The organism is Streptococcus sp. NPS 308, assembly GCF_002355895.1.
GTDB lineage: Bacteria > Bacillota > Bacilli > Lactobacillales > Streptococcaceae > Streptococcus.
Genome location: NZ_AP017652.1, coordinates 972808 through 999292, shown reverse-complemented (window position 1 = coordinate 999292; position 26485 = coordinate 972808). Strand labels below are relative to the sequence as shown.

The window sequence follows — 26485 nt, the reverse complement described above, 5'->3', positions numbered from 1 at the left end:
TCAATAAAGTACGTAATATTTGCTACTAGAGAGTTAGGAAACATCGGGAACAGACATACTCAACAGAAACCAAAATAAACACGTCAGAAGATTGCAGAGCAGGTGAAAACCTGCTCTTTTTTCATAAGTCAACCTTTGGTCGCCCTCATCATTTTGAGGAGCTAAAAATACGGTAAAGGAGTATGTCTTGAAAAAGTTAGATCAAAATCAGGCCCCTATTTATGAAGGTCTGATAAAGCTAAGAAAGAAACGGATTGTTCCCTTTGATGTACCAGGTCACAAACGCGGACGGGGAAATCCAGAACTTGTTGAATTGTTGGGAGAAAAATGTGTTGGCATTGATGTCAATTCTATGAAACCCTTGGATAATTTAGGCCATCCCATTTCGATTATTCGAGACGCAGAGGAGCTGGCTGCGGATGCTTTTGGAGCAGCGCATGCCTTTCTCATGATCGGTGGAACAACTTCATCTGTTCAAACCATGATTCTTTCCACCTGCAAGGCGGGAGATAAGATTATTCTGCCACGTAATGTCCACAAATCTGCTATCAATGCGCTGGTTCTATGTGGTGCCATTCCCATCTATATCGAGATGAGTGTAGATCCTAAAATTGGCATCGCTTTAGGTCTTGAAAATGACCGTGTTGCGCAGGCAATTAAGGAGCATCCAGATGCCAAGGCCATTTTGATTAACAATCCTACTTACTATGGAATTTGTTCAGATCTCAAGGGTTTAACAGAAATGGCTCATGAAGCAGGCATACTGGTTTTAGTGGATGAAGCCCATGGAGCGCATTTGCATTTTACAGATAAGCTTCCAATTTCTGCTATGGATGCAGGGGCTGATATGGCTGCGGTCTCTATGCATAAGTCTGGCGGGAGTTTAACCCAAAGCTCCATTTTACTTATCGGGAATCAGATGAACCCTGAGTACGTTCGTCAGATCATCAACCTGACCCAGTCTACATCTGCCTCATACCTACTTATGGCTAGTTTGGATATTTCTCGTCGCAACTTAGCCCTTCGTGGAAAAGAGTCTTTTGAGAAAGTCATTGAGCTCTCCGAGTACGCTCGTCGTGAAATCAATGCTATCGGTGGTTACTATGCCTACTCAAAAGAGCTCATAGACGGTGTGTCGGTTTGTGATTTTGATGTGACCAAGCTGTCCGTTTATACTCAGGGTATTGGACTAACAGGGATTGAGGTTTATGATCTCTTGCGAGATGAATACGATATTCAGATTGAATTCGGGGATATCGGCAATATCTTAGCTTATATTTCAATTGGTGACCGTATCCAAGACATTGAACGCTTGGTCGGTGCTTTAGCTGATATCAAGAGACTATATTCACGAGATGGGAAAGACTTGATTGCTGGAGAATATATCCAACCTGAGTTGGTGCTATCTCCGCAAGAAGCCTTCTATTCAGAGAGAAGAAGTTTGACCTTAGACGAGTCAGTTGGACAAGTCTGCGGAGAATTTGTCATGTGCTATCCTCCAGGAATTCCTATCTTGGCTCCTGGTGAACGTATTACACGAGAAATTGTAGACTATATCCAATTTGCAAAGGAACGTGGTTGCTCCCTCCAAGGGACGGAAGATCCAGAGGTCAATCACATCAACGTCATTAAGAGAAAGGAGAACTAGATGGATTTATGGTTTTCTGAAGTTCATACTCCAGATGTGAAATTATCCTTGAGAACTGCCAAGCAACTCTACGCTGGAAAAAGTGAATGGCAGGATATCGAAGTCTTAGATACGCCAGCTTTTGGAAAAATACTGATTTTAAATGGGCACGTCTTGTTTTCAGATGCAGATGATTTTGTTTACAATGAAATGACGGTCCACGTACCCATGGCTGTCCACCCAAATCCCAAGAAAGTCTTGGTTATTGGGGGTGGTGACGGTGGTGTTGCCCAAGTTTTGACACTGTATCCAGAATTGGAACAAATCGATATTGTGGAACCGGATGAAATGCTGGTTGAAGTCTGTCGTGAGTATTTCCCAGATTTTGCTGCAGGGCTAGATGATCCTCGTGTTACCATTTACTACCAAAATGGGCTACGCTTTTTGCGAAACTGCGAAGATGACTACGATATTATCATCAACGACGCGACAGATCCATTTGGACATACGGAAGGGCTCTTTACCAAGGAATTTTACGGCAATAGTTATAGGGCTCTCAAAGAGGACGGAATCATGATCTATCAGCATGGGAGTCCCTTCTTTGACGAGGATGAGTCAGCTTGTCGAAGTATGCACCGCAAGGTCAATCAAGCATTTCCAATCAGTCGGGTTTATCAGGCCCATATCCCAACCAGTCCAGCTGGCTATTGGCTATTTGGATTTGCATCTAAAAAATACCACCCTGTCAAAGATTTTGACAAGGAAGGCTGGAAAAAACGTCAGCTTTTCACAGAATACTACACCGCAAACTTACATGTGGGGGCCTTCATGTTGCCCAAGTATGTTGAGGACATTTTAGAAGAAGAGGAAGGAAAAAAATGAGTCGTTTACTAGTTATCGGATGTGGGGGCGTTGCCCAAGTTGCTATTTCCAAGATTTGTCAAGATAGCGAAACCTTTACAGAGATTATGATTGCTAGCCGTACCAAGTCAAAATGTGATGACTTAAAGGCTAAATTAGAAGGCAAAACAAGTACAAAGATTGAGACAGCTGCCCTTGACGCTGACAAGGTTGAAGAAGTGATTGCTTTGATTGAAAGCTACAAGCCAGAAGCTGTTTTGAACGTAGCTTTACCATACCAAGACTTGACCATTATGGACGCTTGTTTAGCGACTGGAGTTCACTATATCGACACAGCTAACTACGAGGCAGAGGATACAGAAGATCCTGAGTGGCGTGCCATTTATGAGAAGCGTTGTAAGGAACTTGGTTTTACAGCTTACTTTGACTACTCATGGCAATGGGCTTATCAGGAGAAATTCAAAGAAGCAGGTTTGACAGCTCTGCTTGGATCTGGTTTTGACCCAGGTGTGACTAGTGTCTTTTCAGCCTATGCTCTCAAACACTATTTTGATGAAATCCACTATATCGACATTTTAGACTGTAATGGTGGTGACCACGGTTATCCATTTGCGACAAACTTTAACCCAGAAATCAATCTCCGCGAGGTTTCTGCGCCAGGTTCTTACTGGGAAGATGGAAAATGGGTCGAAGTCGAAGCTATGTCTATCAAGCGTGAGTATGATTTCCCTCAAGTTGGACAAAAAGATATGTATCTCCTTCACCATGAAGAAATCGAATCACTTGCCAAAAACATTCCTGGTGTCAAACGGATTCGTTTCTTTATGACCTTTGGGCAATCTTATCTAACGCATATGAAATGCTTGGAAAACGTAGGGCTCCTTCGTACGGATACCATTAACTTTAACGGTCAAGAAATTGTACCAATCCAATTTTTGAAAGCCTTACTTCCAGACCCAGCCAGCCTTGGACCACGCACTGTTGGTAAAACCAATATCGGTTGTATCTTTACAGGTGTCAAAGACGGTGTTGAAAAGACCATCTACATCTACAATGTTTGCGACCATCAGGAATGTTACGCAGAAGTTGGTTCACAAGCTATTTCTTACACAACAGGAGTTCCAGCCATGATTGGGACAAAATTGGTTATGAACGGTACTTGGAAACAACCTGGAGTTTACAATCTTGAAGAGTTGGATCCAGATCCATTCATGGAAGCTTTGAATGAGTACGGATTGCCATGGGTTGTGGTAGAAAACCCACAAATGGTGGACTAATGAAGCTAGAACATGTACCAACACCAGCTTACATCATTGACTTAGCAAAGTTAGAAGCCAACTGTCGCATTTTACAATATGTACAAGAAGAAGCTGGTTGCAAGGTTTTGCTTGCCCAGAAAGCATATTCCCTCTACAAAACCTATCCACTAATTAGCCAGTATCTCTCTGGTACAACGGCTAGTGGACTCTATGAAGCGAAGTTAGCTAGAGAAGAGTTTCCGGGGGAAGTCCATGTCTTTGCACCTGCTTTCAAGGATGCAGACATGGAAGAGCTACTGCAAATATCTGATCATATTGTTTTTAACTCAGAGAGACAACTACGAAAATATGGTCAACGTTGTCGTGAAGTAGGTATCAGTGTCGGTCTTCGCATCAATCCTCAATGTTCAACGCAGGGTGACCACGCGCTTTATGACCCTTGTGCTCCTGGCTCTCGTTTTGGAGTTACCCTAGACAAGATACCGAGTGATTTGCTGGACTTGGTGGATGGGCTTCATTTTCATACCCTTTGCGAGCAAGGTTCAGAGGATTTAGAGACAACTTTGAAAGCAGTAGAAGCGCAGTTTGGTCCTTATTTACATGAGGTAAAATGGCTCAATATGGGTGGCGGACACCACATCACAAGAGACGACTACGATGTGGATTTGCTGATTTCTGAAATTAAGCGTATCCGAGAAACTTACAATCTTGAGGTCTATATCGAGCCGGGTGAAGCTATTGCGCTCAATGCGGGTTATCTAGCAACGGAAGTATTGGATATTGTCGAAAACGGTATGGAGATCTTGGTTTTAGATGCCTCCGCGACCTGCCATATGCCAGATGTACTTGAAATGCCCTATCGTCCACCTTTGAGAAATGGATTTGAACCGCAGGAAAAAGCCCATACCTATAGACTTTCTTCTAATACCTGTCTGACGGGCGACGTGATTGGAGATTATAGCTTTGAAAATCCAGTCCAAATCGGTGATAGACTTTATTTCGAAGACATGGCAATATACTCATTTGTCAAAAATAATACCTTTAACGGTATTGGCTTGCCAAGTCTCTATCTCATGGACGAGCAGGGAGACTGCAGCTTAGTCAAAGCCTTCGGTTATCAAGACTTTAAAGGGAGATTATCATGATGGACAGTCCAAAGAAATTAGGCTATCGTATGCCAGCAGAGTATGAACCCCATCATGGCACCCTCATGATCTGGCCAACTCGACCAGGTTCATGGCCCTTCCAAGGAAAGGCTGCTAAAAGAGCATTTACTCAGATTATCAAGACCATAGCAGAAGGGGAAAGAGTCTATCTTTTGGTGGAGCAGGCCCATCTATCTGAAGCTCAATCCTATCTTGGAGACAAGGTTGTTTATTTTGATATTCCTACTAATGATGCCTGGGCGCGTGATACGGGGCCGACCATTCTCGTCAATGAAAAAAGAGCAAAATTGGCAGTCGATTGGTCTTTCAATGCCTGGGGTGGCGCTGTCGATGGTCTTTATCAAGATTATGAAGAGGATGACCAAGTAGCCAGTCGTTTTGCTGAGGCATTGGAAATGCCTGTTTACGATGCCAAACCTTTTGTACTGGAAGGCGGAGCAATCCATAGCGATGGTCAAGGGACCATTCTTGTGACTGAAAGTTGCTTACTCAGTCCTGGACGCAATCCCCACCTGTCTAAAGAGCAAATTGAAAACACCTTATTAGAGTGCCTTGGCGCTGAAAAAGTTATCTGGCTTCCTTATGGTATTTATCAGGACGAAACCAATGAACACGTTGACAATGTTGCCGCTTTCGTTGGCCCTGCTGAGCTTGTCTTAGCTTGGACAGATGATCAAAACGATCCTCAGTATGCCATGTCTGCAGCTGACCTTGCCCTTTTAGAGAAGGAAACAGATGCAAAAGGACGGAAGTTTACCATTCATAAACTTCCAATTCCAGCTCTGCATCAAGTTGTAACCAGAGAGGATTTGCCAGGCTACATCTATGAAGAAGGGGAAGAGGAGCGATACGCAGGTGAAAGGCTTGCGGCTTCCTACGTAAACTTTTATATCGCTAACAAGGTTGTCTTGGTTCCCCAGTTTCAGGATGTAAACGACCAAGTGGCCTTGGATATCCTCAGCAAGTGTTTCCCAGACCGTAAAGTTGTCGGAATTCCAGCCAGAGACATTCTTTTAGGTGGTGGAAATATCCACTGTATCACCCAACAAATCCCAGAATAGGAGAAAAAGATGAGAAATGTTAGAGTTGCAGCGATCCAGATGCAATGTGCCAAGGATGTGGCAACAAATATCCAAACAGCGGAACGTTTAGTTCGCCAAGCTGCAAAGCAAGGTGCACAAATCATTCTCTTACCCGAGTTGTTTGAACGTCCCTATTTCTGTCAGGAACGCCAATATGACTACTACCAGTATGCCCAGTCAGTGACAGAAAATACCGCCATCCAGCATTTTAAAGTGATTGCTAAGGAACTAGAAGTTGTTCTACCCATTAGTTTCTACGAAAAAGATGGCAATGTCTTGTATAACTCAATCGCCATCATTGATGCAGATGGTGAAGTGCTGGGCGTTTATCGGAAAACCCACATACCAGATGACCATTATTATCAAGAAAAGTTTTATTTTACGCCTGGTAACACTGGCTTCAAGGTCTGGGATACTCGCTACGCTAAGATTGGGATTGGCATCTGTTGGGATCAATGGTTCCCTGAAACAGCGCGCTGTCTTGCGTTGAATGGGGCAGAATTGCTCTTTTATCCTACAGCTATTGGTTCGGAACCTATCTTGGATACAGATAGTTGTGGTCACTGGCAACGTACCATGCAAGGGCACGCAGCAGCAAATATTGTCCCAGTCATTGCAGCTAATCGCTACGGTTTGGAAGAAGTCACTCCTAGTGAGGAAAATGGCGGACAGAGTTCTAGTCTTGACTTCTACGGTTCGTCCTTTATGACGGATGAAACAGGAGCTATTTTAGAGAAAGCTGAAAGACAAGGTGAAGCTGTTCTGTTAGCGACCTATGACCTTGACAAGGGTGCAAGTGAACGCCTCAACTGGGGACTGTTTCGTGATAGAAGACCAGAAATGTACCAACGAATTACGGACTAGAAGGTAAATTTCATAATAAACTTTTAATATTCACGCCTGTCTTACAAAAATGTAAGATAGGCTTTTTAAATGTAAGATGGGTGTACGATTATACGTAGAAATGTATGCTATACTCTATGTAGATCAAAAAGAAAGAGGTTTATTATGAAAAAATGGAATGCGACGCAGTTGAAGTATCTGATGGCGGCAGTAATGGTTCTGGACCATATCCCTCATATCACCGGGATCGTTTCTCCTATGTGGGAAGGTATTCTTCACGCTATGACCCGTTGTGTGGGAGTTTGGTTTGCCTATATGGCTATGGAAGGCTTCATCCATACTCGAAATTTGAAAAACTACCTCATCCGCCTTTGGAGTTGTGCGCTTATCATGTTTGCTGGAAATAGCCTCCTCAATGCCCTATTTGCCTCTAAGGGAGTAATGGTCACTAATAATATTTTCTTGACGTTGGCCATCGGTGTTACCATGCTTTGGATTGGTTTTCCCAGAAAAGAGTTGGATAAAAAGGAGAAGTTGTGGCGTCGGATTGGAGTTGCTGGGCTCTTGATTTTCGGTTGTCTTTTTACTGAGGGTGGTATCACCATGCTACCATTTCTATTGATTAGTTACTCTTGTCGAAATCGCAAGGGCTTGCGAAATCTCCTCTATGCCTTTCTGTGGGCCTTCTTGTTAGTGACTTCCATCCAAATTTACGACACTTGGCACCAAACACTGGAAATGATGCTTTTCAATTCTGACTGGCTCTTTATCACCGTATTTCCTTTTATGGCCTTGTATAATGGACAGCGAGGAAAAGAAACTAGTTGGAGTAAATATTTCTTTTATATTTTCTACCCAACTCATCTATGGATTATAACCCTGATTGCTTATTTGGTTAAGTAGATTCAATATTCATTAGCTCCTTCTTGCTTAAAATGTGAGAGGAGCTTTTCTGTATCTGGAATTCCCAACAAAACATGTTATAATAGTTTTAGAAAGGACGAGGTTTATGGCGAACATACTTGTAGTTGAAGATAATAATGAAATCCAGGAAATCTTAAGAACCCTTCTTGCAGAGGAACACGAGGTGATTCAAGCATTTTCTGGGACAGAAGGTATCATGCAATTTGACAAAGGTGGCATTGATCTCGTCTTGCTAGATATCATGCTCCCTGGGAAAAATGGCGATCAAGTCTTGCAAGCTATTCGACAAACTAGTCAGACTCCGGTCATCATGCTTACTGCTTTAGGTGATAAAAAGCTCATCAGCCAATATCTCCTAGACGGCGCCAATGATTATGTAGTAAAACCTTTTGATTTGGACGAAGTCTTTGCCAGAGTCACCGTGCAATTACGCCAAAGTGGGGAACATCAGTCAGGAAATCGAAGAGAAATTGATAACTTCGTACAAAACTTTAAAAATATCCAGTTTGATGCGGATAGTTTTGAAATAAGTAGCGCAACTGAAACCATTCGCCTTGCAAAGAAAGAGTGCCAGATTCTCCAAATGTTGCTCCAGCATCCTAAAAAAATCTTCACCAAGGAAGAACTCTATGAATTGATTTGGGAAGAAAGTTACCTGCCTGGAGACAATACGCTCAACACCCATCTAAGCAATCTCCGTAAAAAACTGCATCAACTGGATCCAAATCATGAGTACATTGAAACCATTTGGGGAGTTGGTGTTCGATTAAAAGGAGATAAGTAATGATTTACATTTTGATATCTATATTGCTCCTCATTAACATCATTTTGGCGATTTCTTTGATTCGCTATCATATAGCAATTAGAGATTTAAGCAGACAAATAGAAGAAAAGATTCGCTCTGGTAGCATGAAGAGGATCGGTGTAAATTTCTTTTCAAAGACCATTTTGCGACTACATAACCAAATTGAGAATCTATTTCAGGAAGTGGAGCAAAATCAGCTAATCATGAAGCGTGAAAAACGCACCCTAGATATGGCAATCAGTAACATCGCTCATGATATTCGGACACCTTTGACAATCGCTTCAGGATATACTCAGCAACTAATAAAACACCCCGATAATAGTTCAGAAACCTTAAATAAAATAGCTCATCATCAGGATTTGGTTTCCAAACGTTTGGAGGCTCTCCTCGAATACCGTCATTTGATGGAAGGAGCAGTCAAACCGAAACTGGAAGAACTTGATTTATCTACTTTTATAACGAAAAAGACTTTAGCTTATTACGACGTTTTTCAATCTTCACAGATTGTTCTTGATTTTAACGTTGAACCAGGATTGAAAACGACGACTGATGAGGACTTGCTTGACCGAATTATACAAAACCTCCTGGGAAATGTTCTCAAGCACGGCAAGGAGAAGGCTCGACTTTCTTTGAAAAAGGAAGAAAATAGGCTTGTTTTAGAAATCTATAATCTTGTCAAAAAACCTATCAAGAATATAGACAATCTCAGCAATCGTTTTTATTCTGAAAATCTATCAGACACAGAAGAATCCTCTGGTTTAGGTCTCTATATTACTGAGGAATTATGCCATCTTCTCGGTGCAGATATGAAACTAAGCACAGATGGAGAATGGTTTTCAGCCTTTATTTATTTTTAACAGAAGAAACCTCCTCTATATCCTAGAGGAGGTCATTTTTTTACAGACTTTTCTTTTTGAAAACGGTAAGGCTGCTGAGAGAGAAGAAAAGTATGACAGAAACGCAAACCGTGATGGTATAGAGAATAGATTGATTATTAGTAGTCATAGCATAGGCAAATTCTAGGATTAAATATCGTAGAATTTCAATATCTGGGAAAACAAGCATTGGCATAGAAAGGATGATAGAGCTGACCAAATAACCAATAAATACCGCAAGATAAGAATGACTAACATAGAGAATGAAGGAAACAATGGAAAGCCAAGCAAGGAGGCAAAGAAATTGAAGGAAAATGGTTAAGAGGAGATTAGTAGCAAAACCATCAGGCATTGTTCCAATTCCGTTTAGTAGAGTAGCAGGAATAAAGGCAATCACAAGGCTGGCGATGAGTTGTAAGAGAGCGATACTTGCTAGTACAAAGAATTTAGCAAGGAAAAATTCTGTACGAGAAACGCCAACTGTCAAACTATTTTTATAAAGCTTGCCGATTAAATCGACCCCAAGAACTAAACACACTAGAATAATACAGAGGAAAACGAGGTTTGAGCCGTTATTTGACGCGTTGATTAGAGCTTCAATCCCATTCCAACCATGGGTAGGAAGCTCAGGTGGTGCTGCCTGAACTGACATTAGATGCCCTGTAGCGCCAATAGTAGCACCCAGTAACATAAGTACAAAGAGAATGAATTCTGTAATCCAGAATCCTTTAGAGCGGAAAAGACGGTAAAAATCTGCTTGAATGGTATGTATCATGATTTTTCTCCTATTCTACCAATTGGGTGAAGTATTCTTCTAGATTTTGACGGGCAAAGTAAATTTCGTCAATAGCAACATCGGCCAAAGTTAGTTGCTTAAGAATCTGTTTGACATCTTGTTCCTGACCAAAGATATGGATTTCATTTTCTGGATTGACAACCTTGAACTGGAGTTGGATTTGTTCTTTCAATACTTGACAAGCTCTTTCTTTATCGCTTGTTCTAAGCACGATATAATCCTCACTTAGTGTTTCAAACTCAGCTTTGCTGATTTCACGGATAATCTTACCTTGATCCAGAATACCAAAGCGATTAGCTAAGAGATAGAGTTCTGACAAGATATGGCTAGAGACGAGAATGGTTATGCCTTTTTCTTGATTGAGGCGTTGAAACATCAGACGAAATTCTTTGATTCCAATTGGGTCAAGTCCGTTGATAGGTTCATCTAAGATCAGGAAGTCGGGTTTGGACAGAAGAGCAATAGCGATACCAAGTCTTTGTTTCATTCCTAGTGAGAAATCACGAAAGACTTTTTTCCCTGTATCTGACAAGCCAACATAGTCCAAGGTTTCATGAATCACCTTATCAGCATTTGGAATATGACGAATCATACAATAATATTTCAGATTTTGATAAGCTGTTAAGTGATTATGGGCTACAGGTGATTCGATAACAGAACCCACTCGAGATAGAGCCTTGGTCCACTCATTTTGTTCTTGACTAGAAAAGAGGGAAACTGTACCTTTGTCCGCAAACAATAATTGTGTAATGATTTTGATAAGAGTAGTTTTACCTGCTCCGTTTTTTCCAATTAGACCATAAATATCTCCCTCTTTTATGGTTAGACTAAGATCTTGAAGAATAGCTTGGTTACCAAATTGTTTGGTCAGTCCATGAATTTCGAGTACTGTTTTCATGATTTTCTCCTTTTGATTTATTTTTCTAACTTTAGTATAAGCTATAGAAATCAAAGAAACATCAAGTAATTCTAAAGAGTTTCTAAAGTTTTGTGATTCTTAAAAAAAAACAAAACCCAGTTGACATGAACTGGGCTTCTCAATTATAAAATATACTTCTCAATGGCGCGTGCAACGCCTTCTTCTTCATTGCTGGCTGTAACGTCATTAGCAAGGAATTTGACATGGTCACTGGCATTTCCCATTGCAATGCCAAGTCCTGCAAACTGAAGCATTTCGATATCGTTATTGGCATCGCCCATGGCCATAATGTCTGAGGGCTCGATCTTCAAAATCGCTGCTAGTCGAGAAAGAGCAGTAGCCTTTGTTGTTCCAAGTGGCATAGCTTCATAAATGACAGGCTGCGAACGAACGCCGCTAAATCGTTGGCAGAGTTCTGTCGCAAACCGTTGCTCAAAATCGTCTGTTTGCTCTTTTATTCCTAAAAACATGCCTTGGAACATGCGATACTTGCCACTAGTTGCTTCCTCAAGGGAAATTTCAGTCAGGTCTGAAAAGACTAGCTTGGCATCATTTTGAACAATTTCATTAGGTTTGCCACCGAGAACAAAATAATGTTCCTCATCAAAAAGAGTTAACTGGACGTCGCTTTTTTCTGCTAGGTCATAAAGGTATTCAATGTCGGCTGGACTGAGTTCTTGCCAGTCAACTAGACCCCAGTCACTGGTCTGGTGAGTTGAACAACCGTTATTAACAATGACATACTCATTCTGGAGGTCCAGTCCTAGTTTTTTATAGTAGGGAAGAACACCGAAAAGCGGGCGACCTGTACAGAGAACCAGTTTGACACCTTTTTCAATGGCTTGGTGAATGGCAGTGATGTGGGCTTGAGGGATTTCCTTGGCTTCATTGAGGAGGGTTCCGTCCATATCCAAGGCTAGTAGTTTAATCATAAGACTTCCTTTTCTAGGTGTTTTGCTTTTATTATAGCATATAGACTATGAAATGTCTGACAGAATTGTAACATTCGACTCTCCTTTTCTTGAAAAACAAAATAAAATCTTATATAATATGTATACTTAATATTTAAGGAGAGATAATGACAAAGTATTACTTTAATTCAATTTACAAAAATGATGAAACAGAATCTACAGGTCTTCTTTTCATCAAAGTCTACAACAAGTGGGAAAGCAACTTAAAAAGAGTCTTGAAATCAGTTGGCCTCACTTTGCCCCAATTTATCGTTTTAACCTCGCTCTTGTTTCTGTCTAATAGAGAGGAATATGTAACGCAAGTTGATATTGCTCGGTTCACTGGTATGGATGTCATGACGGTTTCCCAGATTGTTAGGCTACTGGAGAAGAAAGACTACATTAGACGCGATCAACACCCAAAGGATAGTCGGGCAAAACTGGTCTCAGTGACGAAGTCTGGCGCGGAGAAGGTCAATCAAGCTTTACCTTTAGTAGAAGGTGTTGATGAAGAATTTTTTGAAAAACTATCTAACGATAGAGAAGTTTTTAATCGCTTTTTAGTAGAGTTGGAGGATAAAAATGCCTAGATATTGGGTCGGAGTTGTTTCGAAGAACCATGTTTTAAGAGGAGTTGAAGGGAATTTTTGTCAGGTCTGTCATGGAAAGGGCGGTTCCTTAAATCGTATGAAAAAAGGTGACTATCTTTTATACTATAGCCCAAAATACGATATGAACGGTCAAGACAAGTTACAGGCTTTTGTGGCCGTGGGTAAAATTATAGACGACAAGGCCTATCAAGTAGAGCAGTTTGAAGGATTTTTCCCCTTTAGACGAAATGTCGAGTATTATCAACCAGTCAAAGATTGCTCCATAGAAATAGCTAGACAACATCCTGAATGGAAAGATTATAGTTCTCGACTCCGTTATGGGCATTTTGAAGTTTCCAAAGACTTTTTCCTCTATATCTTTCAGCATATGAAAGTGGATGATGAAGGATGATTGATTTGCTAGTTAAATGATTGTCAACTAGAATTTTGGATTTGGACTGTGAAGCGAACTTTGCTATAATAGAGTAAGAAACTTTGATAAAGCAAACGAGGCTGAGATGAAATTACTGTATACTGATATTCGGACTTCTTTGACTGAAATTTTAACGAGAGAGGCAGAAGAGCTAGTTGCTGCAGGCAAGAGGGTCTTTTATATCGCCCCAAACTCTCTTTCATTTGAAAAGGAACGCGCCGTGCTGGAATGCTTGTCCCAGCAGGCTTCTTTTGCGATTACCGTCACGCGTTTCGCTCAAATGGCTCGTTACCTGGTTTTAAATGATTTGCCTGCCAAGACCAGTCTTGATGACATCGGGCTTGGGATGGCTTTTTATAAGTGCCTTGCGGAACTCGATCCCAAGGACTTACGTGTTTATGGTGCAATTAAGCAGGATCCTCAATTTATCCAGCAGTTGGTTGAACTTTATCATGAGATGACGACTGCTCAGATGAGCTTTTTGGACTTGGAAAGTTTGACGGATGAGGATAAACGAGCAGATTTACTCTTGATTTTTGAGAAAGTAACAACCTATCTCAATCAAGGTCAGTTGGCTCAGGGAAGTCAGTTGTCCCATTTGATTGAGGCTATTGAAAATGGCAAGGTAAGTAGTGATTTTAGTCAGATTGCCTTAATCATTGACGGATTTACCCGTTTTTCTGCTGAGGAAGAGCGTGTAGTGGATCTGCTCCATCGAAAAGGTGTCGAGATTGTCATTGGGGCTTATGCAAGCAAGAAGGCTTATACCAGTCCGTTCTCTGAAGGGAATCTCTACCAAGCCAGTGTGGAGTTTCTTCATCATTTGGGGGCAAAATACCAAACACCTGCTCAGGATCGTTCTCAGACACATGAGAAAATGGATAGTTTTGACAAGGCCTCTCGTTTGCTGGAGTCTTCTTATGACTTTTCAGAACTCGCTTTAGATGTTGATGAGAAGGACCGTGAAAATCTGCAAATCTGGTCTTGTTTGACGCAAAAAGAAGAGCTGGAATTAGTAGCCCGTAGCATTCGTCAGAAATTACATGACCATCCAGAACTGAGTTACAAGAATTTCCGTATTTTGCTGGGTGATGTGGCATCTTACCAGCTATCACTGAAAACTATTTTTGACCAGTACCAGATTCCTTTCTATCTTGGTAGAAGTGAATCCATGGCTCATCATCCCTTGACTCAGTATGTCGAATCTATTTTGCGTTTGAAACGTTACCGTTTCCGTCAGGAGGATTTGATTAATCTCCTCAGAACTGGTCTGTATTCTGACCTTAGCCAGGCTGATATTGATGCTTTTGAGCAATATCTCCGCTATCTTGGCATCAATGGCATGCCAGCTTTTCAGCAGACCTTTACAAAATCCCATCATGGAAAATTTGATTTAGAGCGTCTAAATGCTCTTCGTCTGCGAGTTTTGGCGCCACTTGAAACCTTATTTGCGAGTCGGAAGCAAAAGACTGAAAATCTCTTGCAAAAGTGGAATACTTTTCTAAAAAATGCTACTTTAAGCAAGCAGATGCAAGGATTGACAGCTACTATGGAAACTCTAGAACAGGAAAGACAAGCCGAAGTTTGGAAGGCTTTCTGCCATGTTTTAGAACAATTTGCGACCGTTTTCGCTGGTACACAGGTTAGTCTAGAGGATTTCCTAGCCTTGCTCCATTCTGGAATGAGCTTATCCCAGTATCGTACCATTCCAGCGACAGTGGACACCGTTCTGGTGCAAAGTTACGATCTGATTGCCCCTCTGACAGCTGATTTTGTCTACGCCATCGGGCTGACTCAGGATCATTTGCCAAAAATCGCGCAAAACACCAGTCTTTTGACAGACGAAGAAAGACAAAGTCTAAATCAAGCAACTGAGGAGGGAGCGCAATTACTGATTGCAAGTAGTGAAAACCTCAAGAAAAATCGCTATACCATGCTTTCCTTAGCCAATGCTGCTCGTAAGCAGTTGGTGTTATCCGCTCCAAGTCTCCTCAATGAAAATGAGAGTAAGGAATCGGCCTATCTTCAAGAACTGGTGAGTTTTGGATTTAATCGGACAGAGAAGAAGATTCATCACAAAGGTCTGTCTAAGGATGATATGGGTTCTTATCACAGTCTCTTGTCTAGCTTAGTTGCCTATCATCAGCAGGCAGGTTCTAGTGAAAATGAAAAAGATGTGACCTTTGTCAAGGTTCTGGCGCGTGTGATGGGGAAAAAACTTGATCAAAAAGGTCTTACAAATCCAGCACTCCCAACTAGCCCAAGCAGCAAACCATTAGAGAAAGAGACCTTGCAGGCTCTCTATCCAGCTGACAAGGAGTTTTACCTGTCTACGTCTGGTTTGACGGAGTTTTACCGCAATGAATACAGTTATTTCCTCCGTTATGTCTTAGGTTTGCAGGAAGAATTGCGCCTTCGTCCTGATGCTCGCAGTCACGGGAATTTCTTGCATCGTATTTTTGAACGTGCCTTGAAACTGCCTGATGAAGATTCCTTTGACCAACGTCTGGAACAAGCTATTCAAGAAACCAGCCAAGAACGCGAATTTGAGGCTATTTATCAGGAAAGTTTGGAAGCGCAGTTTACCAAGGAAGTTCTGCTTGATGTCGCGCGAACTACGGGCCACATCCTTTGTCATAATCCAGCTATCGAAACCATCCAAGAGGAGGCAATATTTGGCGGTAAGGACCAGGCCTTTATTCAATTGGATAATGGTCGGAGTGTCCATGTGCGAGGCAAGGTTGACCGCATTGACCGCTTGAAAGCTGATGGAGCACTAGGAGTGGTGGACTACAAGTCTAGTTTGACCCAGTTCCAGTTTCCTCATTTCTTTAATGGGCTCAATTCCCAGTTGCCAACCTATCTTGCTGCCCTTAAAAAGGAAGGGGAGCAGAACTTTTTCGGTGCCATGTACTTGGAAATGGCTGAGCCTGTCCAATCTTTATTAGCTGTTAAAAGTCTGGCAGGAGCAGTAGTAGAAGCCAGCAAATCAATGAAATACCAAGGACTCTTTTTAGAAAAAGAAAGCAGTCACTTGGGAGAGTTTTATAACCAAAACAAGGCTAATCAGCTGACAGACGAGGAATTCCAGCTCTTATTGGACTACAATGCCCATCTTTACAAGAAGGCAGCTGAGAAGATTTTACAAGGCCAGTTTGCCATTAATCCCTATACCGAAAATGGCAGAAGCATTGCCCCATACGTCCAGCAACACCAAGCCATCACAGGTTTTGAAGCAAATTACCACTTGGGACAAGCCCGTTTCCTAGAGAGGTTAGACTTAGCTGACGGAAAGCGTCTGGTCGGAGAAAAGCTCAAGCAAGCTTGGTTTGAAAAAATGAGAGAGGAGTTGAATCGATGAAGCCCATTCCCTTTTTAACTGAGGAAGAAATTCAAAAACTGCAAAAAGCAGAAGCAAGTTCGAGCAAGGAACAGAAAAGAACTGCCGAGCAAATCGAAGCCATTTATACCGCAGGGCAAAATATCCTAGTTTCAGCGTCTGCTGGTTCAGGGAAGACCTTTGTTATGGCCGAGCGCATTCTGGATCAGTTAGCGCGTGGTGTAGAAATCAGCCAACTCTTTATCTCGACTTTTACTGTCAAGGCTGCTACTGAACTCAAAGAGCGCTTGGAGAAAAAAATCAGCCAACAAATCCAAGAAACCGATGATGTCGAGCTCAAACAACACTTGGGACGTCAATTGGCAGATCTACCAAACGCTGCCATTGGAACCATGGACTCTTTCACACAAAAATTCCTTGGCAAGCATGGTTATCTGATTGATATCGCACCGAACTTCCGTATTCTACAAAATGAAAGTGAACAGTTACTCTTAAAGAACGAAGTTTTTCATCAGGTTTTTGAAGAGCATTACCAAGGTGAAAATAAAGAGAAATTTAGTCGATTAGTGAAAAACTTTGCTGGACGTGGCAAGGATGAACGAGGTCTGCGCCAGCAAGTCTACAAAATCTATGATTTCCTTCAATCCACCAGCAGTCCCCAAAAATGGCTGATCGAGTCTTTCCTCAAAGGGTTTGAAGAAGCTGACTTTGCAAATGAAAAAGACAAACTAACTGAGCAAATCAAGCAGGCGCTTTGGGACTTGGAAAGTTTCTTCCGTTATCATCTGGATAACGATGCCAAGGAGTTTCCAAAAGCTGCCTATTTAGAAAATGTGCAGCTGGTTCTGGATGAAATTAGCTCCTTAAATCAGGAGTCCGATAGCCAGGCTTATCAAGCAGTGCTTACGCGTGTTGTCGTCATCTCTAAGGAGAAAAATGGTCGAGCTCTGGCTAACTCCAGTCGTAAGGCCGATTTAAAGCCACTTGTTGATGCCTACAACGAAGAGAGAAAGGCCCAGTTTGCTAAACTAGGACAACTGGCGGACCAGATAACGATTCTCGACTATCAAGAGCGTTATCATGGAGACACCTGGGATCTAGCTAAGACCTTCAAAAACTTTATGAGTGATTTTGTGGAGGCTTATCGAGAACGTAAACGCCAGGAAAATGCTTTTGAATTTGCTGATATCAGCCATTACACCATTGAAATTCTAGAGAAGTTCCCACAAGTTCGTGATGCATATCAGGAGCGATTCCATGAAGTCATGGTCGATGAGTATCAGGATACCAACCACATTCAAGAACGGATGCTGGAGTTGCTGTCAAATGGTCACAATCGCTTTATGGTTGGAGATATCAAGCAGTCTATCTACCGTTTCCGTCAGGCAGATCCGCAGATTTTCAATGAAAAATTCCAACGCTATGCGCAAAATCCTCAAGAAGGCAAGTTGATCCTCCTCAAGGAAAATTTCCGTAGCAGTTCAGAAGTGCTATCGGCAACCAACGATGTTTTTGAACGCCTCATGGACCAAGAGGTCGGCGAAATCAACTACGACAGCATGCACCAGCTTGTTTTTGCCAATACCAAATTAACGCCTAATCCTGAGAACAAGGCAGAATTTCTCCTCTACGATAAGGACGACAGTGGGCAAGAGCAAGAAGAGAGCCAATTAGAAACAAAACTAACAGGGGAAATGCGCTTAGTCATCAAGGAAATCTTGAAGCTCCATCAAGAGAATGGTGTAGCCTTTAAGGAAATTGCCCTTTTGACTTCCAGTCGCAGTCGAAATGACCAGATTCTCCTCGCCCTGTCTGAGTACGGGATTCCTGTTAAAACCGATGGTGAGCAAAACAATTATCTCCAATCCCTAGAAGTACAAGTCATGTTAGACACTCTTCGTGTCATCCACAATCCTCTACAAGACTATGCTCTGGTTGCCCTTATGAAGTCTCCTATGTTTAGCTTTGATGAGGACGAGTTGGCACGCTTGTCCCTTCAGAAATCAGAAGATAAAGTCCAAGAGAATCTTTACGAGAAGCTTGTCAATGCTCAAAAACTGGCAGCTAGTCAGAAAGAGTTAATTCATACAGAACTAGCTGAGAAACTAAATAAGTCCATGGATATCTTGGATTCTTGGCGCTTATATGCCAAAACCCATTCTCTCTATGACTTAATTTGGAAGATTTATAATGACCGTTTTTATTATGACTATGTTGGAGCCTTGCCAAACGGACCTGCTAGACAGGCTAATCTCTATGCCCTAGCTCTACGAGCTGACCAGTTTGAAAAGAGTAATTTCAAGGGCTTGTCGCGTTTTATACGTATGATTGACCAAGTCCTAGAAGCCCAGCACGATCTTGCAAGCGTAGCCGTCGCACCGCCTAAAGATGCTGTGGAACTCATGACCATTCACAAGAGTAAAGGTCTGGAGTTTCCTTACGTCTTTATCCTCAACATGGATCAGGACTTCAATAAGCAAGACTCAATGTCTGATGTTATTCTTAGTCGTCAGAATGGGCTTGGTGTCAAATACATTGCCAAGGTGGAAACAGGGGCAGTGGAAGCACACTATCCTAAAACCATTAAACTCTCCATTCCTAGCCTTACCTATACGCAGAATGAAGAAGAACTGCAACTGGCTAACTATTCAGAGCAGATGCGTTTGCTGTATGTTGCCATGACACGGGCTGAGAAAAAGCTCTATCTTGTCGGTAAAGGCTCTCGTGAAAAGCTAGAAGCCAAGGAATATCCAGCTGCTAAAAACGGAAAACTAGATAAACATACTAGACTGCAAGCCAAGAATTTCCAAGATTGGGTTTGGGCTATCACTAAAGTGTTTGCCAAAGATCATCTCAACTTTAGCTACCGTTTCGTTGGTGAAGACCAGCTGACCAGAGAAGCTATCGGAGAGTTGGAAAACAAGAGTCCTCTACAAGATAGTTCTCAAGCAGACAATCGTCAGTCTGAGACCATCAAAGAAGCCCTTGAAATGCTGAAAGAGGTGGAAGTTTATAATACTCTTCACCGTGCGGCTATTGAGCTTCCTAGTGTTCAAACCCCAAGCCAAATCAAGAAATTCTACGAACCCGTTATGGATATGGAAGGGGTCGAGATTGCAGGTCACAGCCACTCAGTAGACAAGAAAATTAGCTTTGATTTACCAGATTTTTCTACTAAAGAAAAGGTAACAGGAGCAGAAATTGGTAGTGCAACACACGAACTCATGCAGAGAATGGACCTGAGTCAGCAACCAACGCTTGCCACTCTGGAAGAAACTCTGCAACAAGTTCAAACCAGCCCAGCTGTTAGAGACAAGATCAATCTTTCTAAAATCCTAGCTTTCTTTGATACGCCACTCGGTCAGGAGATTCTCGCTAATACTAACTATCTCTATCGTGAGCAACCTTTCTCCATGCTCAAACGCGACCAAAAGAGTCAGGAAGACTTTGTTGTTCGTGGAATCTTGGATGGCTATCTTCTTTATAAGAATCGTATCGTTCTTTTCGACTACAAAACAGACCGTTACGATCAACCAAGTCAACTCATAGACCGCTATCGTGGGCAGTTAGCGCTCTATGGAGAAGCCTTATCACGAGCCTATTCGACTGAAAATATTGAGAAATACCTGATTTTACTCGGCAAAGATGAGGTTCAGGTTGTAAAAGTATAATTTATACTCTTCGAAAATCAAATCCAAACCACGTCAGCTTCACCTTGCCGTACTCAAGTACAGCCTGCGGCTAGCTTCCTAGTTTACTCTTGGATTTTCATTGAGTATTAGAAAGGAGACCTCATGCCACTTCCAGTTAGAAAATCTCTGCACGATGCGGTTTTACAGGCTTCAAAAGCCGATACTTGGGATCAAGCAACCAAGGAATGGAATGAAGTTTCCTTGATTTTTAATGGTATTGGGCGAAGTAATTGTATCTGCGGAAATGCCATTAAATACGCCTACGAACTCTTTAATGGAGTTACAGGCCAACGTCTCTTTCCGATTGGTAGCGATTGTGTTCGTCATTTTCATCGACTGACTTTAGACCAGCAACTGGAAGAGGAAGAGGAAGAAAGACTACTCAGAAAAGTTGAAAACCTAACCAAAAAGGCTCAGAAAAAGGAAAAAATCAAGGTTAATAAAAGCGACTTTGACGAACGACTTCTAAAATGGTTTTGGGGAAAAGGTGTTTTCAAAGCCAATCTTGGCAATCAATTTGCGCCTGAGAAAGATTACCAGCTTTTCCTAGAAGTCTTTCAAGGTGGAAGTTGGAGCAAGGCAGAACCAAAAAAGAAGGCACGTCTAGAAGAAGTCCTTGAAAAATGTATCAAACCATTTCTACTTGGAAAGTCTGATGATCAACTCTACCTTGTCAAGCTAGGTAAGGAAAAAATAGATTACGAGCAGCATTTACGGATTCAAGCAGAGAAAGAACGTAAGAAAAGAGATAAAATCGCCAAGCAATACGCTGACAATCTCATTCTAGCCATGGGGCCCGCTGAACGCGCCTATCAAGATTACTTTGGCTTTAGAGAAACTCTCACACCAGAAGAACGAAAATGGGAGAAAATCCTCTTTGGTAAAAATAGAGACGAACGGGCTATCAAGGCTAAACAAAATCAAAAGGAGCTTGAGAAAGAGCAACGAATTGCGAACCAAGATCCTATTGAACGAAAGCAAAAACAAATTTTGCTAATAAATTCTTATTTTCGTGATTTACCAGATGAAAAATCCAGGTTCTCTCGACTCTTGCTGGAGTATCGAAAATATGGCAAAGTGCCCTTTTCAGAAGATTACTTAACTGAGCATCTAATCGATTTTTTCTACAGGATGAAGGCCTTTGAGTTTGAGATTGCTCCAGATCAAGCTGCTGAATTTTTAAAAGATTGTTTAAGAGCTGATTATTTATCCCCAGCGCAGATTTTCTGGAGTAAAACGATTGTCACAAATTGTGTCTGCCCTTTTCTCTCAAGGATAATCTTATAAGAAAAACACCTAGCAAGTTATAATGATTCTAGGTGTTTTTCTTATACTTTGATATAACAATACATTATTTATGCAAACATTTTTACTATATATACTCATTTTTGTAGACAAAAGCCTATGCAAAGAGGGACCATTTATGATAGAATAGATGATAAGAAAGAAAACGTTTTTATTACGTTTTTTAGTCGGAAGGGGAATTATTATGGCTACTATTCAATGGTTTCCGGGCCACATGTCTAAGGCTCGGCGACAAGTTCAGGAGAATTTAAAATTTATTGATTTTGTGACGATTTTGGTGGATGCTCGCCTACCTTTATCTAGTCAAAATCCTATGTTAAACAAGATTGTGGGCGATAAACCCAAACTTTTGATTTTAAACAAGGCAGACCTAGCTGATCCAGCAATGACAAAAGAATGGTGTCAGTATTTTGAATCACAAGGAATTCAAACACTGGCTATCAATTCCAAAGAGCAAGTTACCGTAAAAGTTGTGACAGATGCAGCCAAAAAGCTTATGGCTGATAAGATTGCACGCCAGAAAGAACGCGGTATAAAAATTGAAACCTTGCGTACCATGATTATCGGAATTCCAAATGCTGGCAAATCAACCCTGATGAACCGTTTGGCTGGGAAAAAGATTGCGGTGGTCGGTAATAAACCAGGTGTTACCAAGGGACAACAATGGCTCAAAACCAATAAAGACCTTGAAATCCTAGACACACCAGGGATTCTTTGGCCTAAGTTTGAAGATGATGCTGTCGCACTCAAACTAGCCCTAACTGGAGCTATTAAAGACCAGTTGCTTCCCATGGATGAAGTCACCATTTTTGGTCTCAATTATTTTAAAAAACATTATCCAGATAAGCTAGCTGAACGCTTCAAACAAATGAAAATTGAAGAAGAAGCTCCTGTTATCATCATGGATATGACACGTGCCCTCGGTTTCCGAGACGACTACGACCGTTTTTACAGCCTCTTCGTCAAGGAAGTTCGTGATGGAAAACTCGGTAACTATACCTTAGATACATTGGACGATATCGATGACGACGATTAAAGTAATCAAAGAACTTCTTGCTACGGTCAAAGACTTAGACAATCCCCTTTTTCTTGAACTGGAAAAAGATAGCCGAACTGGAGTTCAAAAGGAAATCAGCAAGCGAAAAAAAGCCATTCAGGCTGAACTCGAGGAAAATCTTCGTCTAGAAAACATGCTTTCCTATGAAAAAGAACTTTATAAACAAGGATTAAGCTTAATAGCAGGCGTTGACGAGGTCGGCCGTGGTCCTTTGGCTGGTCCTGTGGTCGCTGCAGCGGTAATCTTGCCTAAAAATTGTAAAATCAGAGGCCTCAACGATAGTAAAAAAATCCCCAAAAAGAAACATTTGGAAATTTTTCAAGCCGTTCAAGACCAAGCTTTAGCAATCGGTATTGGAATCATGGACAATCAAGTCATTGACCAAGTCAATATCTATGAAGCGACCAAACTGGCCATGAAGGAAGCAATCTCCCAGCTCAGTCCCCAACCCGAGCACCTATTGATAGATGCCATGAAACTGGAGTTACCAATTTCACAAACCTCCATCACCAAAGGAGATGCTAACTCCCTCTCGATCGCAGCTGCATCTATAGTGGCCAAGGTGACACGGGATGAATTGATGAAGGAATATGATCAGCAATATCCCGGCTATGATTTTACAGCTAATGCAGGTTATGGAACGGCAAAACACTTAGAAGGTCTCGATAAACTAGGTGTTACTCCCATTCATCGTTCCAGTTTTGAACCGATAAAATCACTAGTCGCAGCAAACAAAGAAAGTTAAGTTGGAGGAAATGATTATGGAAAAACAGTCAGAAATACTCCGTTCCAAGAAAGAATTTGCCTTTGCTTCAAGTACCATATTATCCCAAGTTGGGCGGGGAATCATCGTCGGGCTAGTTGTCGGGCTAATCGTTGGATCTTTTCGTTTCTTAATTGAAAAGGGCTTCCACCTAATACAAGGCCTCTATCAAGATCAAGCGCACCTAGTGCGCAATCTTTTTGTCCTTGTTTTATTTTACATACTCATCTGCTGGCTCAGTGCGAAACTAACTCGGTCAGAGAAAGATATCAAAGGCTCAGGAATCCCACAAGTTGAGGCCGAATTAAAAGGACTCATGTCGCTTAATTGGTGGAGTGTTCTCTGGAAGAAATATGTTTTAGGCACCCTAGCAATTGCCAGCGGACTCATGCTAGGTAGGGAAGGCCCGAGTATTCAACTTGGAGCAGTTGGAGGTAAGGGAATTGCTAAATGGCTCAAATCGAGTCCAGTTGAGGAACGTTCCTTAATTGCTAGTGGAGCAGCCGCTGGTTTAGCTGCAGCTTTTAACGCCCCAATAGCAGGCCTTCTCTTTGTAGTAGAAGAAGTCTATCATCACTTTTCAAGATTTTTCTGGGTTTCCACTCTAGCAGCCAGTATTGTAGCAAACTTTGTCTCACTACTCATATTTGGCCTAACACCCGTACTAGATATGCCGGACAATATTCCTCTCATGACCCTAGACCAGTATTGGATTTACCTGGTTATGGGAGTTTTTCTCGGGCTTTCTGGTTTTCTCTATGAGAAAGCGGTACTCAATGTTGGTCAAATTTATGAATGGCTTGGTCAAAAAATCCATTTGGATAAAGCTTATTATCCAATCCTAGCATTTATCCTTATCATACCAGTCGGAATTTTCTTACCTCAAATTCTCGGTGGTGGGAATCAAATCGTTCTTTCTTTAACTGAGCAACACTTTAGTTTTCAAGTCTTACTTGCCTACTTCCTCATTCGTTTTATTTGGAGTATGATGAGTTATGGTAGTGGACTACCAGGTGGAATTTTCCTACCAATTCTGGCCCTTGGTTCCTTACTTGGTGCCCTAATTGGCGTCATTTGTGTTAATCTTGGACTTATCAGTCAGGAACAATTTCCAATATTTATCATTTTAGGAATGAGTGGCTACTTTGGAGCAATATCCAAGGCCCCCCTAACAGCCATGATCCTTGTAACCGAAATGGTTGGTGACATCCGAAATCTCATGCCTCTCGGACTTGTTACCTTGGTAGCCTACATTATCATGGATTTACTAAAGGGTGCCCCAGTATACGAGGCCATGCTTGAGAAAATGCTGCCAGAAGAAGTGACAGACGACGGAGCAGTAACTCTTATCGAAATCCCTGTTTCAGATAGAATAGCTGGAAAACAAGTCCATGAACTCAACTTACCACAAAATGTACTCATCACCACCCAAGTCCATAATGGTAAAAGCCAAACAGTTAATGGCTCAACCAGGATGTATCTGGGCGATATGATTCATCTAGTTATTCCAAAAAGTGAAATTGGAAAAGTAAAAGATTTATTGTTGTAGATTAAGAATGTATATTACATAATTTTTATTATGTAATATAAAAAGCGTGGAAATTTTGTAGATTCATATCATACACAAAAGACTTGGTTCTTATGAAAAACAGAACCAAGTCTTTGTTTTATTTTAAAAACTTAAATTTTTGTACTTTTCCCTAGACAGTAGATGAACCCTTGGTTTGCTAAATTTAAGGCGTAATGTACACACTCTAAAAAATGTACTTTATTTTAAGGAAAGATAAAGTACATTTTTTGATCTAGCGGCTTAGATATGTAAAATACAATTTCGACCTTTATTAAACTCCTTGTAAGTCTAAAAATCTTGAACAATCAAGGTTTAGGTTTTTGGTAATAGTCATTTTCACTAACACTAAAATGAACATTTGAAAAATTTCCAGTATTCACTTAAATAAAGTACATAATTGAAGATAATTGGCTCTAAAAAAATTTTTGGTTATCAAGGGGCGCAATCAAGAATTTCACCAAACACATATATCATCTTTCCGAAAAACTATAATTTTCTTGAAAAATATATAAGTCTATGCTATACTACTAGTAGACTTAATTATGGAGAAAATAGATGAAACGTGAGATTTTACTGGAACGAATAGACAAACTAAAACAAATCATGCCCTGGTATGTTCTGGAATACTACCAATCAAAGCTTGCTGTCCCATATAGTTTTACAACCTTGTATGAATACCTCAAGGAATACGATCGATTTTTCAGCTGGGTTTTAGAGTCTGGGATTTCAAACGCAGATAAAATGGCCGATATTCCTTTATCGGTCTTGGAAAACATGTCAAAGAAAGATATGGAATCCTTTATCCTATATCTAAGAGAACGACCTTTGCTGAATGCTAATACAACCAAACAGGGCGTTTCACAGACAACTATCAATCGGACCTTGTCAGCACTTTCCAGTCTTTACAAATATTTAACTGAGGAAGTTGAAAACGACCAAGGAGAGCCCTATTTCTATCGTAATGTAATGAAGAAAGTTTCAACCAAGAAAAAGAAAGAAACACTTGCGGCCAGAGCTGAAAACATCAAGCAAAAACTCTTTTTAGGTGATGAAACAGAGGGTTTTCTAACTTATATCGACCAAGAGTACCCTCACCAACTTTCTAATCGAGCTCTCTCATCATTCAATAAAAATAAAGAGCGTGATTTGGCCATTATCGCCCTTCTCTTGGCCTCAGGTGTCCGCTTATCTGAAGCTGTTAATCTGGATCTAAGAGATCTCAATCTCAAAATGATGGTCATTGATGTCACTCGAAAAGGTGGCAAACGTGACTCGGTCAATGTCGCTGCCTTTGCTAAGCCTTACCTAGAGAATTATCTAGCCATTCGAAATCAACGTTATAAGACGGAAAAGACGGATACAGCACTCTTTCTGACCTTATACCGTGGCGTTCCCAATCGTATTGATGCTTCTAGCGTTGAAAAGATGGTTGCTAAGTACTCTGAGGACTTTAAAGTCCGTGTAACTCCCCACAAACTCCGCCATACCTTAGCAACCAGACTCTATGATGCAACTAAATCGCAAGTTTTGGTCAGCCACCAATTAGGACATGCCAGCACGCAAGTCACTGACCTCTATACCCATATCGTAAATGATGAACAAAAGAATGCTTTGGACAGCTTATGATT

The 26485-nt window shown here is 41.3% G+C and carries 21 protein-coding genes; 18 read left to right on the top strand and 3 right to left on the bottom strand.

Annotated elements, in window-relative coordinates; translation table 11 throughout:
* The first annotated feature begins 187 nt into the window (after positions 1-187).
* The 9 genes from SNAG_RS05205 (at position 188) to SNAG_RS05165 (ending at position 9424) form a co-directional block, all read left to right on the top strand.
* Positions 188-1648 (top strand): aminotransferase class I/II-fold pyridoxal phosphate-dependent enzyme, encoded by a 1461-nt coding sequence (locus SNAG_RS05205; protein ID WP_096407217.1) that lies wholly within the window; start codon positions 188-190, stop codon positions 1646-1648.
* Positions 1649-2509 (top strand): polyamine aminopropyltransferase, encoded by an 861-nt coding sequence (gene speE, locus SNAG_RS05200; protein WP_000366713.1) that lies wholly within the window; start codon positions 1649-1651, stop codon positions 2507-2509.
* Entirely contained in the window at positions 2506-3765 is a 1260-nt protein-coding gene (locus tag SNAG_RS05195) for a saccharopine dehydrogenase family protein (protein WP_000088775.1), read from the top strand. Before speE ends, SNAG_RS05195 begins: the two co-directional genes overlap by 4 nt.
* A complete protein-coding gene (gene nspC, locus SNAG_RS05190) occupies positions 3765-4892 on the top strand; it encodes a carboxynorspermidine decarboxylase (RefSeq protein ID WP_096407215.1) in 1128 nt (375 codons plus the stop codon). The genes SNAG_RS05195 and nspC overlap by 1 nt, the downstream gene beginning before the upstream one ends.
* Positions 4889-5974 (top strand): agmatine deiminase, encoded by a 1086-nt coding sequence (gene aguA / locus SNAG_RS05185; protein ID WP_096407212.1) that lies wholly within the window; start codon positions 4889-4891, stop codon positions 5972-5974. Before nspC ends, aguA begins: the two co-directional genes overlap by 4 nt.
* 9 nt (positions 5975-5983) lie before the next feature.
* Positions 5984-6859, top strand: coding sequence for an N-carbamoylputrescine amidase (gene aguB / locus SNAG_RS05180; protein ID WP_096407209.1), 876 nt, complete (start codon positions 5984-5986; stop codon positions 6857-6859).
* A 144-nt stretch (positions 6860-7003) separates the two neighbouring features.
* Positions 7004-7741 carry a TraX family protein gene (locus SNAG_RS05175; protein WP_096407207.1) on the top strand — a complete coding sequence of 246 codons (738 nt, stop codon included), beginning with the start codon at positions 7004-7006 and terminating at the stop codon, positions 7739-7741.
* A gap of 106 nt (positions 7742-7847) precedes the next feature.
* Positions 7848-8546, top strand: a complete 699-nt coding sequence (locus SNAG_RS05170; RefSeq protein ID WP_096407204.1) for a response regulator transcription factor — start codon at positions 7848-7850, stop codon at positions 8544-8546.
* Entirely contained in the window at positions 8546-9424 is an 879-nt protein-coding gene (locus tag SNAG_RS05165) for a sensor histidine kinase (protein ID WP_096407202.1), read from the top strand. The genes SNAG_RS05170 and SNAG_RS05165 overlap by 1 nt, the downstream gene beginning before the upstream one ends.
* A 40-nt stretch (positions 9425-9464) precedes the next feature.
* Here the strand turns inward: SNAG_RS05165 and SNAG_RS05160 are convergent, their stop codons facing one another.
* The 3 genes from SNAG_RS05160 to SNAG_RS05150 all read right to left on the bottom strand — a co-directional run bounded on the left by SNAG_RS05160 (position 9465) and on the right by SNAG_RS05150 (position 12089).
* The gene (locus SNAG_RS05160; RefSeq protein WP_096407199.1) at positions 9465-10217 is read right to left on the bottom strand and encodes an ABC transporter permease; all 753 of its coding nucleotides are present in this window, start codon (positions 10215-10217) and stop codon (positions 9465-9467) included.
* A gap of 10 nt (positions 10218-10227) precedes the next feature.
* Positions 10228-11136 (bottom strand): ATP-binding cassette domain-containing protein, encoded by a 909-nt coding sequence (locus SNAG_RS05155; RefSeq protein ID WP_096407197.1) that lies wholly within the window; start codon positions 11134-11136, stop codon positions 10228-10230.
* Positions 11137-11279: 143 nt separating this feature from the next.
* Positions 11280-12089 carry a Cof-type HAD-IIB family hydrolase gene (locus SNAG_RS05150; RefSeq protein WP_096407194.1) on the bottom strand — a complete coding sequence of 270 codons (810 nt, stop codon included), beginning with the start codon at positions 12087-12089 and terminating at the stop codon, positions 11280-11282.
* Between the two features lie 146 nt (positions 12090-12235).
* Here SNAG_RS05150 and SNAG_RS05145 point away from each other — a divergent pair, with 146 nt between their 5' ends.
* The 9 genes from SNAG_RS05145 to xerS all read left to right on the top strand — a co-directional run bounded on the left by SNAG_RS05145 (position 12236) and on the right by xerS (position 26483).
* Positions 12236-12697, top strand: coding sequence for a MarR family winged helix-turn-helix transcriptional regulator (locus SNAG_RS05145; protein WP_096407191.1), 462 nt, complete (start codon positions 12236-12238; stop codon positions 12695-12697).
* The gene (locus SNAG_RS05140) at positions 12690-13109 is read left to right on the top strand and encodes an EVE domain-containing protein (RefSeq protein WP_096407189.1); all 420 of its coding nucleotides are present in this window, start codon (positions 12690-12692) and stop codon (positions 13107-13109) included. The genes SNAG_RS05145 and SNAG_RS05140 overlap by 8 nt, the downstream gene beginning before the upstream one ends.
* Before the next feature lie 106 nt (positions 13110-13215).
* Positions 13216-16491, top strand: coding sequence for an ATP-dependent nuclease subunit B (gene rexB / locus SNAG_RS05135; RefSeq protein WP_096407186.1), 3276 nt, complete (start codon positions 13216-13218; stop codon positions 16489-16491).
* Entirely contained in the window at positions 16488-20141 is a 3654-nt protein-coding gene (gene addA / locus SNAG_RS05130; protein WP_096407183.1) for a helicase-exonuclease AddAB subunit AddA, read from the top strand. Before rexB ends, addA begins: the two co-directional genes overlap by 4 nt.
* Positions 20142-20264: 123 nt before the next feature.
* Positions 20265-21449: a hypothetical protein gene (locus SNAG_RS05125; RefSeq protein WP_096407181.1), complete on the top strand. Its 1185-nt coding sequence runs from the start codon at positions 20265-20267 to the stop codon at positions 21447-21449.
* A gap of 202 nt (positions 21450-21651) precedes the next feature.
* Positions 21652-22503 (top strand): ribosome biogenesis GTPase YlqF, encoded by an 852-nt coding sequence (gene ylqF, locus SNAG_RS05120; RefSeq protein ID WP_096407178.1) that lies wholly within the window; start codon positions 21652-21654, stop codon positions 22501-22503.
* On the top strand, positions 22490-23269 hold the full coding sequence (locus SNAG_RS05115; protein WP_096407175.1) for a ribonuclease HII: 780 nt from the start codon (positions 22490-22492) through the stop codon (positions 23267-23269). The genes ylqF and SNAG_RS05115 overlap by 14 nt, the downstream gene beginning before the upstream one ends.
* A 16-nt stretch (positions 23270-23285) precedes the next feature.
* Positions 23286-24836, top strand: coding sequence for a ClC family H(+)/Cl(-) exchange transporter (locus SNAG_RS05110; RefSeq protein WP_096408849.1), 1551 nt, complete (start codon positions 23286-23288; stop codon positions 24834-24836).
* Positions 24837-25412: 576 nt separating this feature from the next.
* Complete coding sequence (gene xerS, locus SNAG_RS05105) at positions 25413-26483, top strand: tyrosine recombinase XerS (RefSeq protein ID WP_096407173.1); 1071 nt, start codon at positions 25413-25415, stop codon at positions 26481-26483.
* Positions 26484-26485: the final 2 nt, after the last annotated feature.

What these genes read in the sequence shown, in the direction of transcription:
- SNAG_RS05175 (WP_096407207.1), top strand. Translation starts at nt 7,004, where the DNA reads ATGAAAAAATGGAATGCGACGCAGTTGAAGTATCTGATGGCGGCAGTA.
- SNAG_RS05140 (WP_096407189.1), top strand. Translation starts at nt 12,690, where the DNA reads ATGCCTAGATATTGGGTCGGAGTTGTTTCGAAGAACCATGTTTTAAGA.
- aguA (WP_096407212.1), top strand. Translation starts at nt 4,889, where the DNA reads ATGATGGACAGTCCAAAGAAATTAGGCTATCGTATGCCAGCAGAGTAT.
- aguB (WP_096407209.1), top strand. Translation starts at nt 5,984, where the DNA reads ATGAGAAATGTTAGAGTTGCAGCGATCCAGATGCAATGTGCCAAGGAT.
- SNAG_RS05150 (WP_096407194.1), bottom strand. Translation starts at nt 12,089, where the DNA reads ATGATTAAACTACTAGCCTTGGATATGGACGGAACCCTCCTCAATGAA.
- SNAG_RS05160 (WP_096407199.1), bottom strand. Translation starts at nt 10,217, where the DNA reads ATGATACATACCATTCAAGCAGATTTTTACCGTCTTTTCCGCTCTAAA.
- SNAG_RS05195 (WP_000088775.1), top strand. Translation starts at nt 2,506, where the DNA reads ATGAGTCGTTTACTAGTTATCGGATGTGGGGGCGTTGCCCAAGTTGCT.
- rexB (WP_096407186.1), top strand. Translation starts at nt 13,216, where the DNA reads ATGAAATTACTGTATACTGATATTCGGACTTCTTTGACTGAAATTTTA.
- speE (WP_000366713.1), top strand. Translation starts at nt 1,649, where the DNA reads ATGGATTTATGGTTTTCTGAAGTTCATACTCCAGATGTGAAATTATCC.
- ylqF (WP_096407178.1), top strand. Translation starts at nt 21,652, where the DNA reads ATGGCTACTATTCAATGGTTTCCGGGCCACATGTCTAAGGCTCGGCGA.
- SNAG_RS05110 (WP_096408849.1), top strand. Translation starts at nt 23,286, where the DNA reads ATGGAAAAACAGTCAGAAATACTCCGTTCCAAGAAAGAATTTGCCTTT.
- SNAG_RS05170 (WP_096407204.1), top strand. Translation starts at nt 7,848, where the DNA reads ATGGCGAACATACTTGTAGTTGAAGATAATAATGAAATCCAGGAAATC.
- SNAG_RS05155 (WP_096407197.1), bottom strand. Translation starts at nt 11,136, where the DNA reads ATGAAAACAGTACTCGAAATTCATGGACTGACCAAACAATTTGGTAAC.
- xerS (WP_096407173.1), top strand. Translation starts at nt 25,413, where the DNA reads ATGAAACGTGAGATTTTACTGGAACGAATAGACAAACTAAAACAAATC.
- SNAG_RS05125 (WP_096407181.1), top strand. Translation starts at nt 20,265, where the DNA reads ATGCCACTTCCAGTTAGAAAATCTCTGCACGATGCGGTTTTACAGGCT.
- nspC (WP_096407215.1), top strand. Translation starts at nt 3,765, where the DNA reads ATGAAGCTAGAACATGTACCAACACCAGCTTACATCATTGACTTAGCA.
- addA (WP_096407183.1), top strand. Translation starts at nt 16,488, where the DNA reads ATGAAGCCCATTCCCTTTTTAACTGAGGAAGAAATTCAAAAACTGCAA.
- SNAG_RS05165 (WP_096407202.1), top strand. Translation starts at nt 8,546, where the DNA reads ATGATTTACATTTTGATATCTATATTGCTCCTCATTAACATCATTTTG.
- SNAG_RS05145 (WP_096407191.1), top strand. Translation starts at nt 12,236, where the DNA reads ATGACAAAGTATTACTTTAATTCAATTTACAAAAATGATGAAACAGAA.
- SNAG_RS05115 (WP_096407175.1), top strand. Translation starts at nt 22,490, where the DNA reads ATGACGACGATTAAAGTAATCAAAGAACTTCTTGCTACGGTCAAAGAC.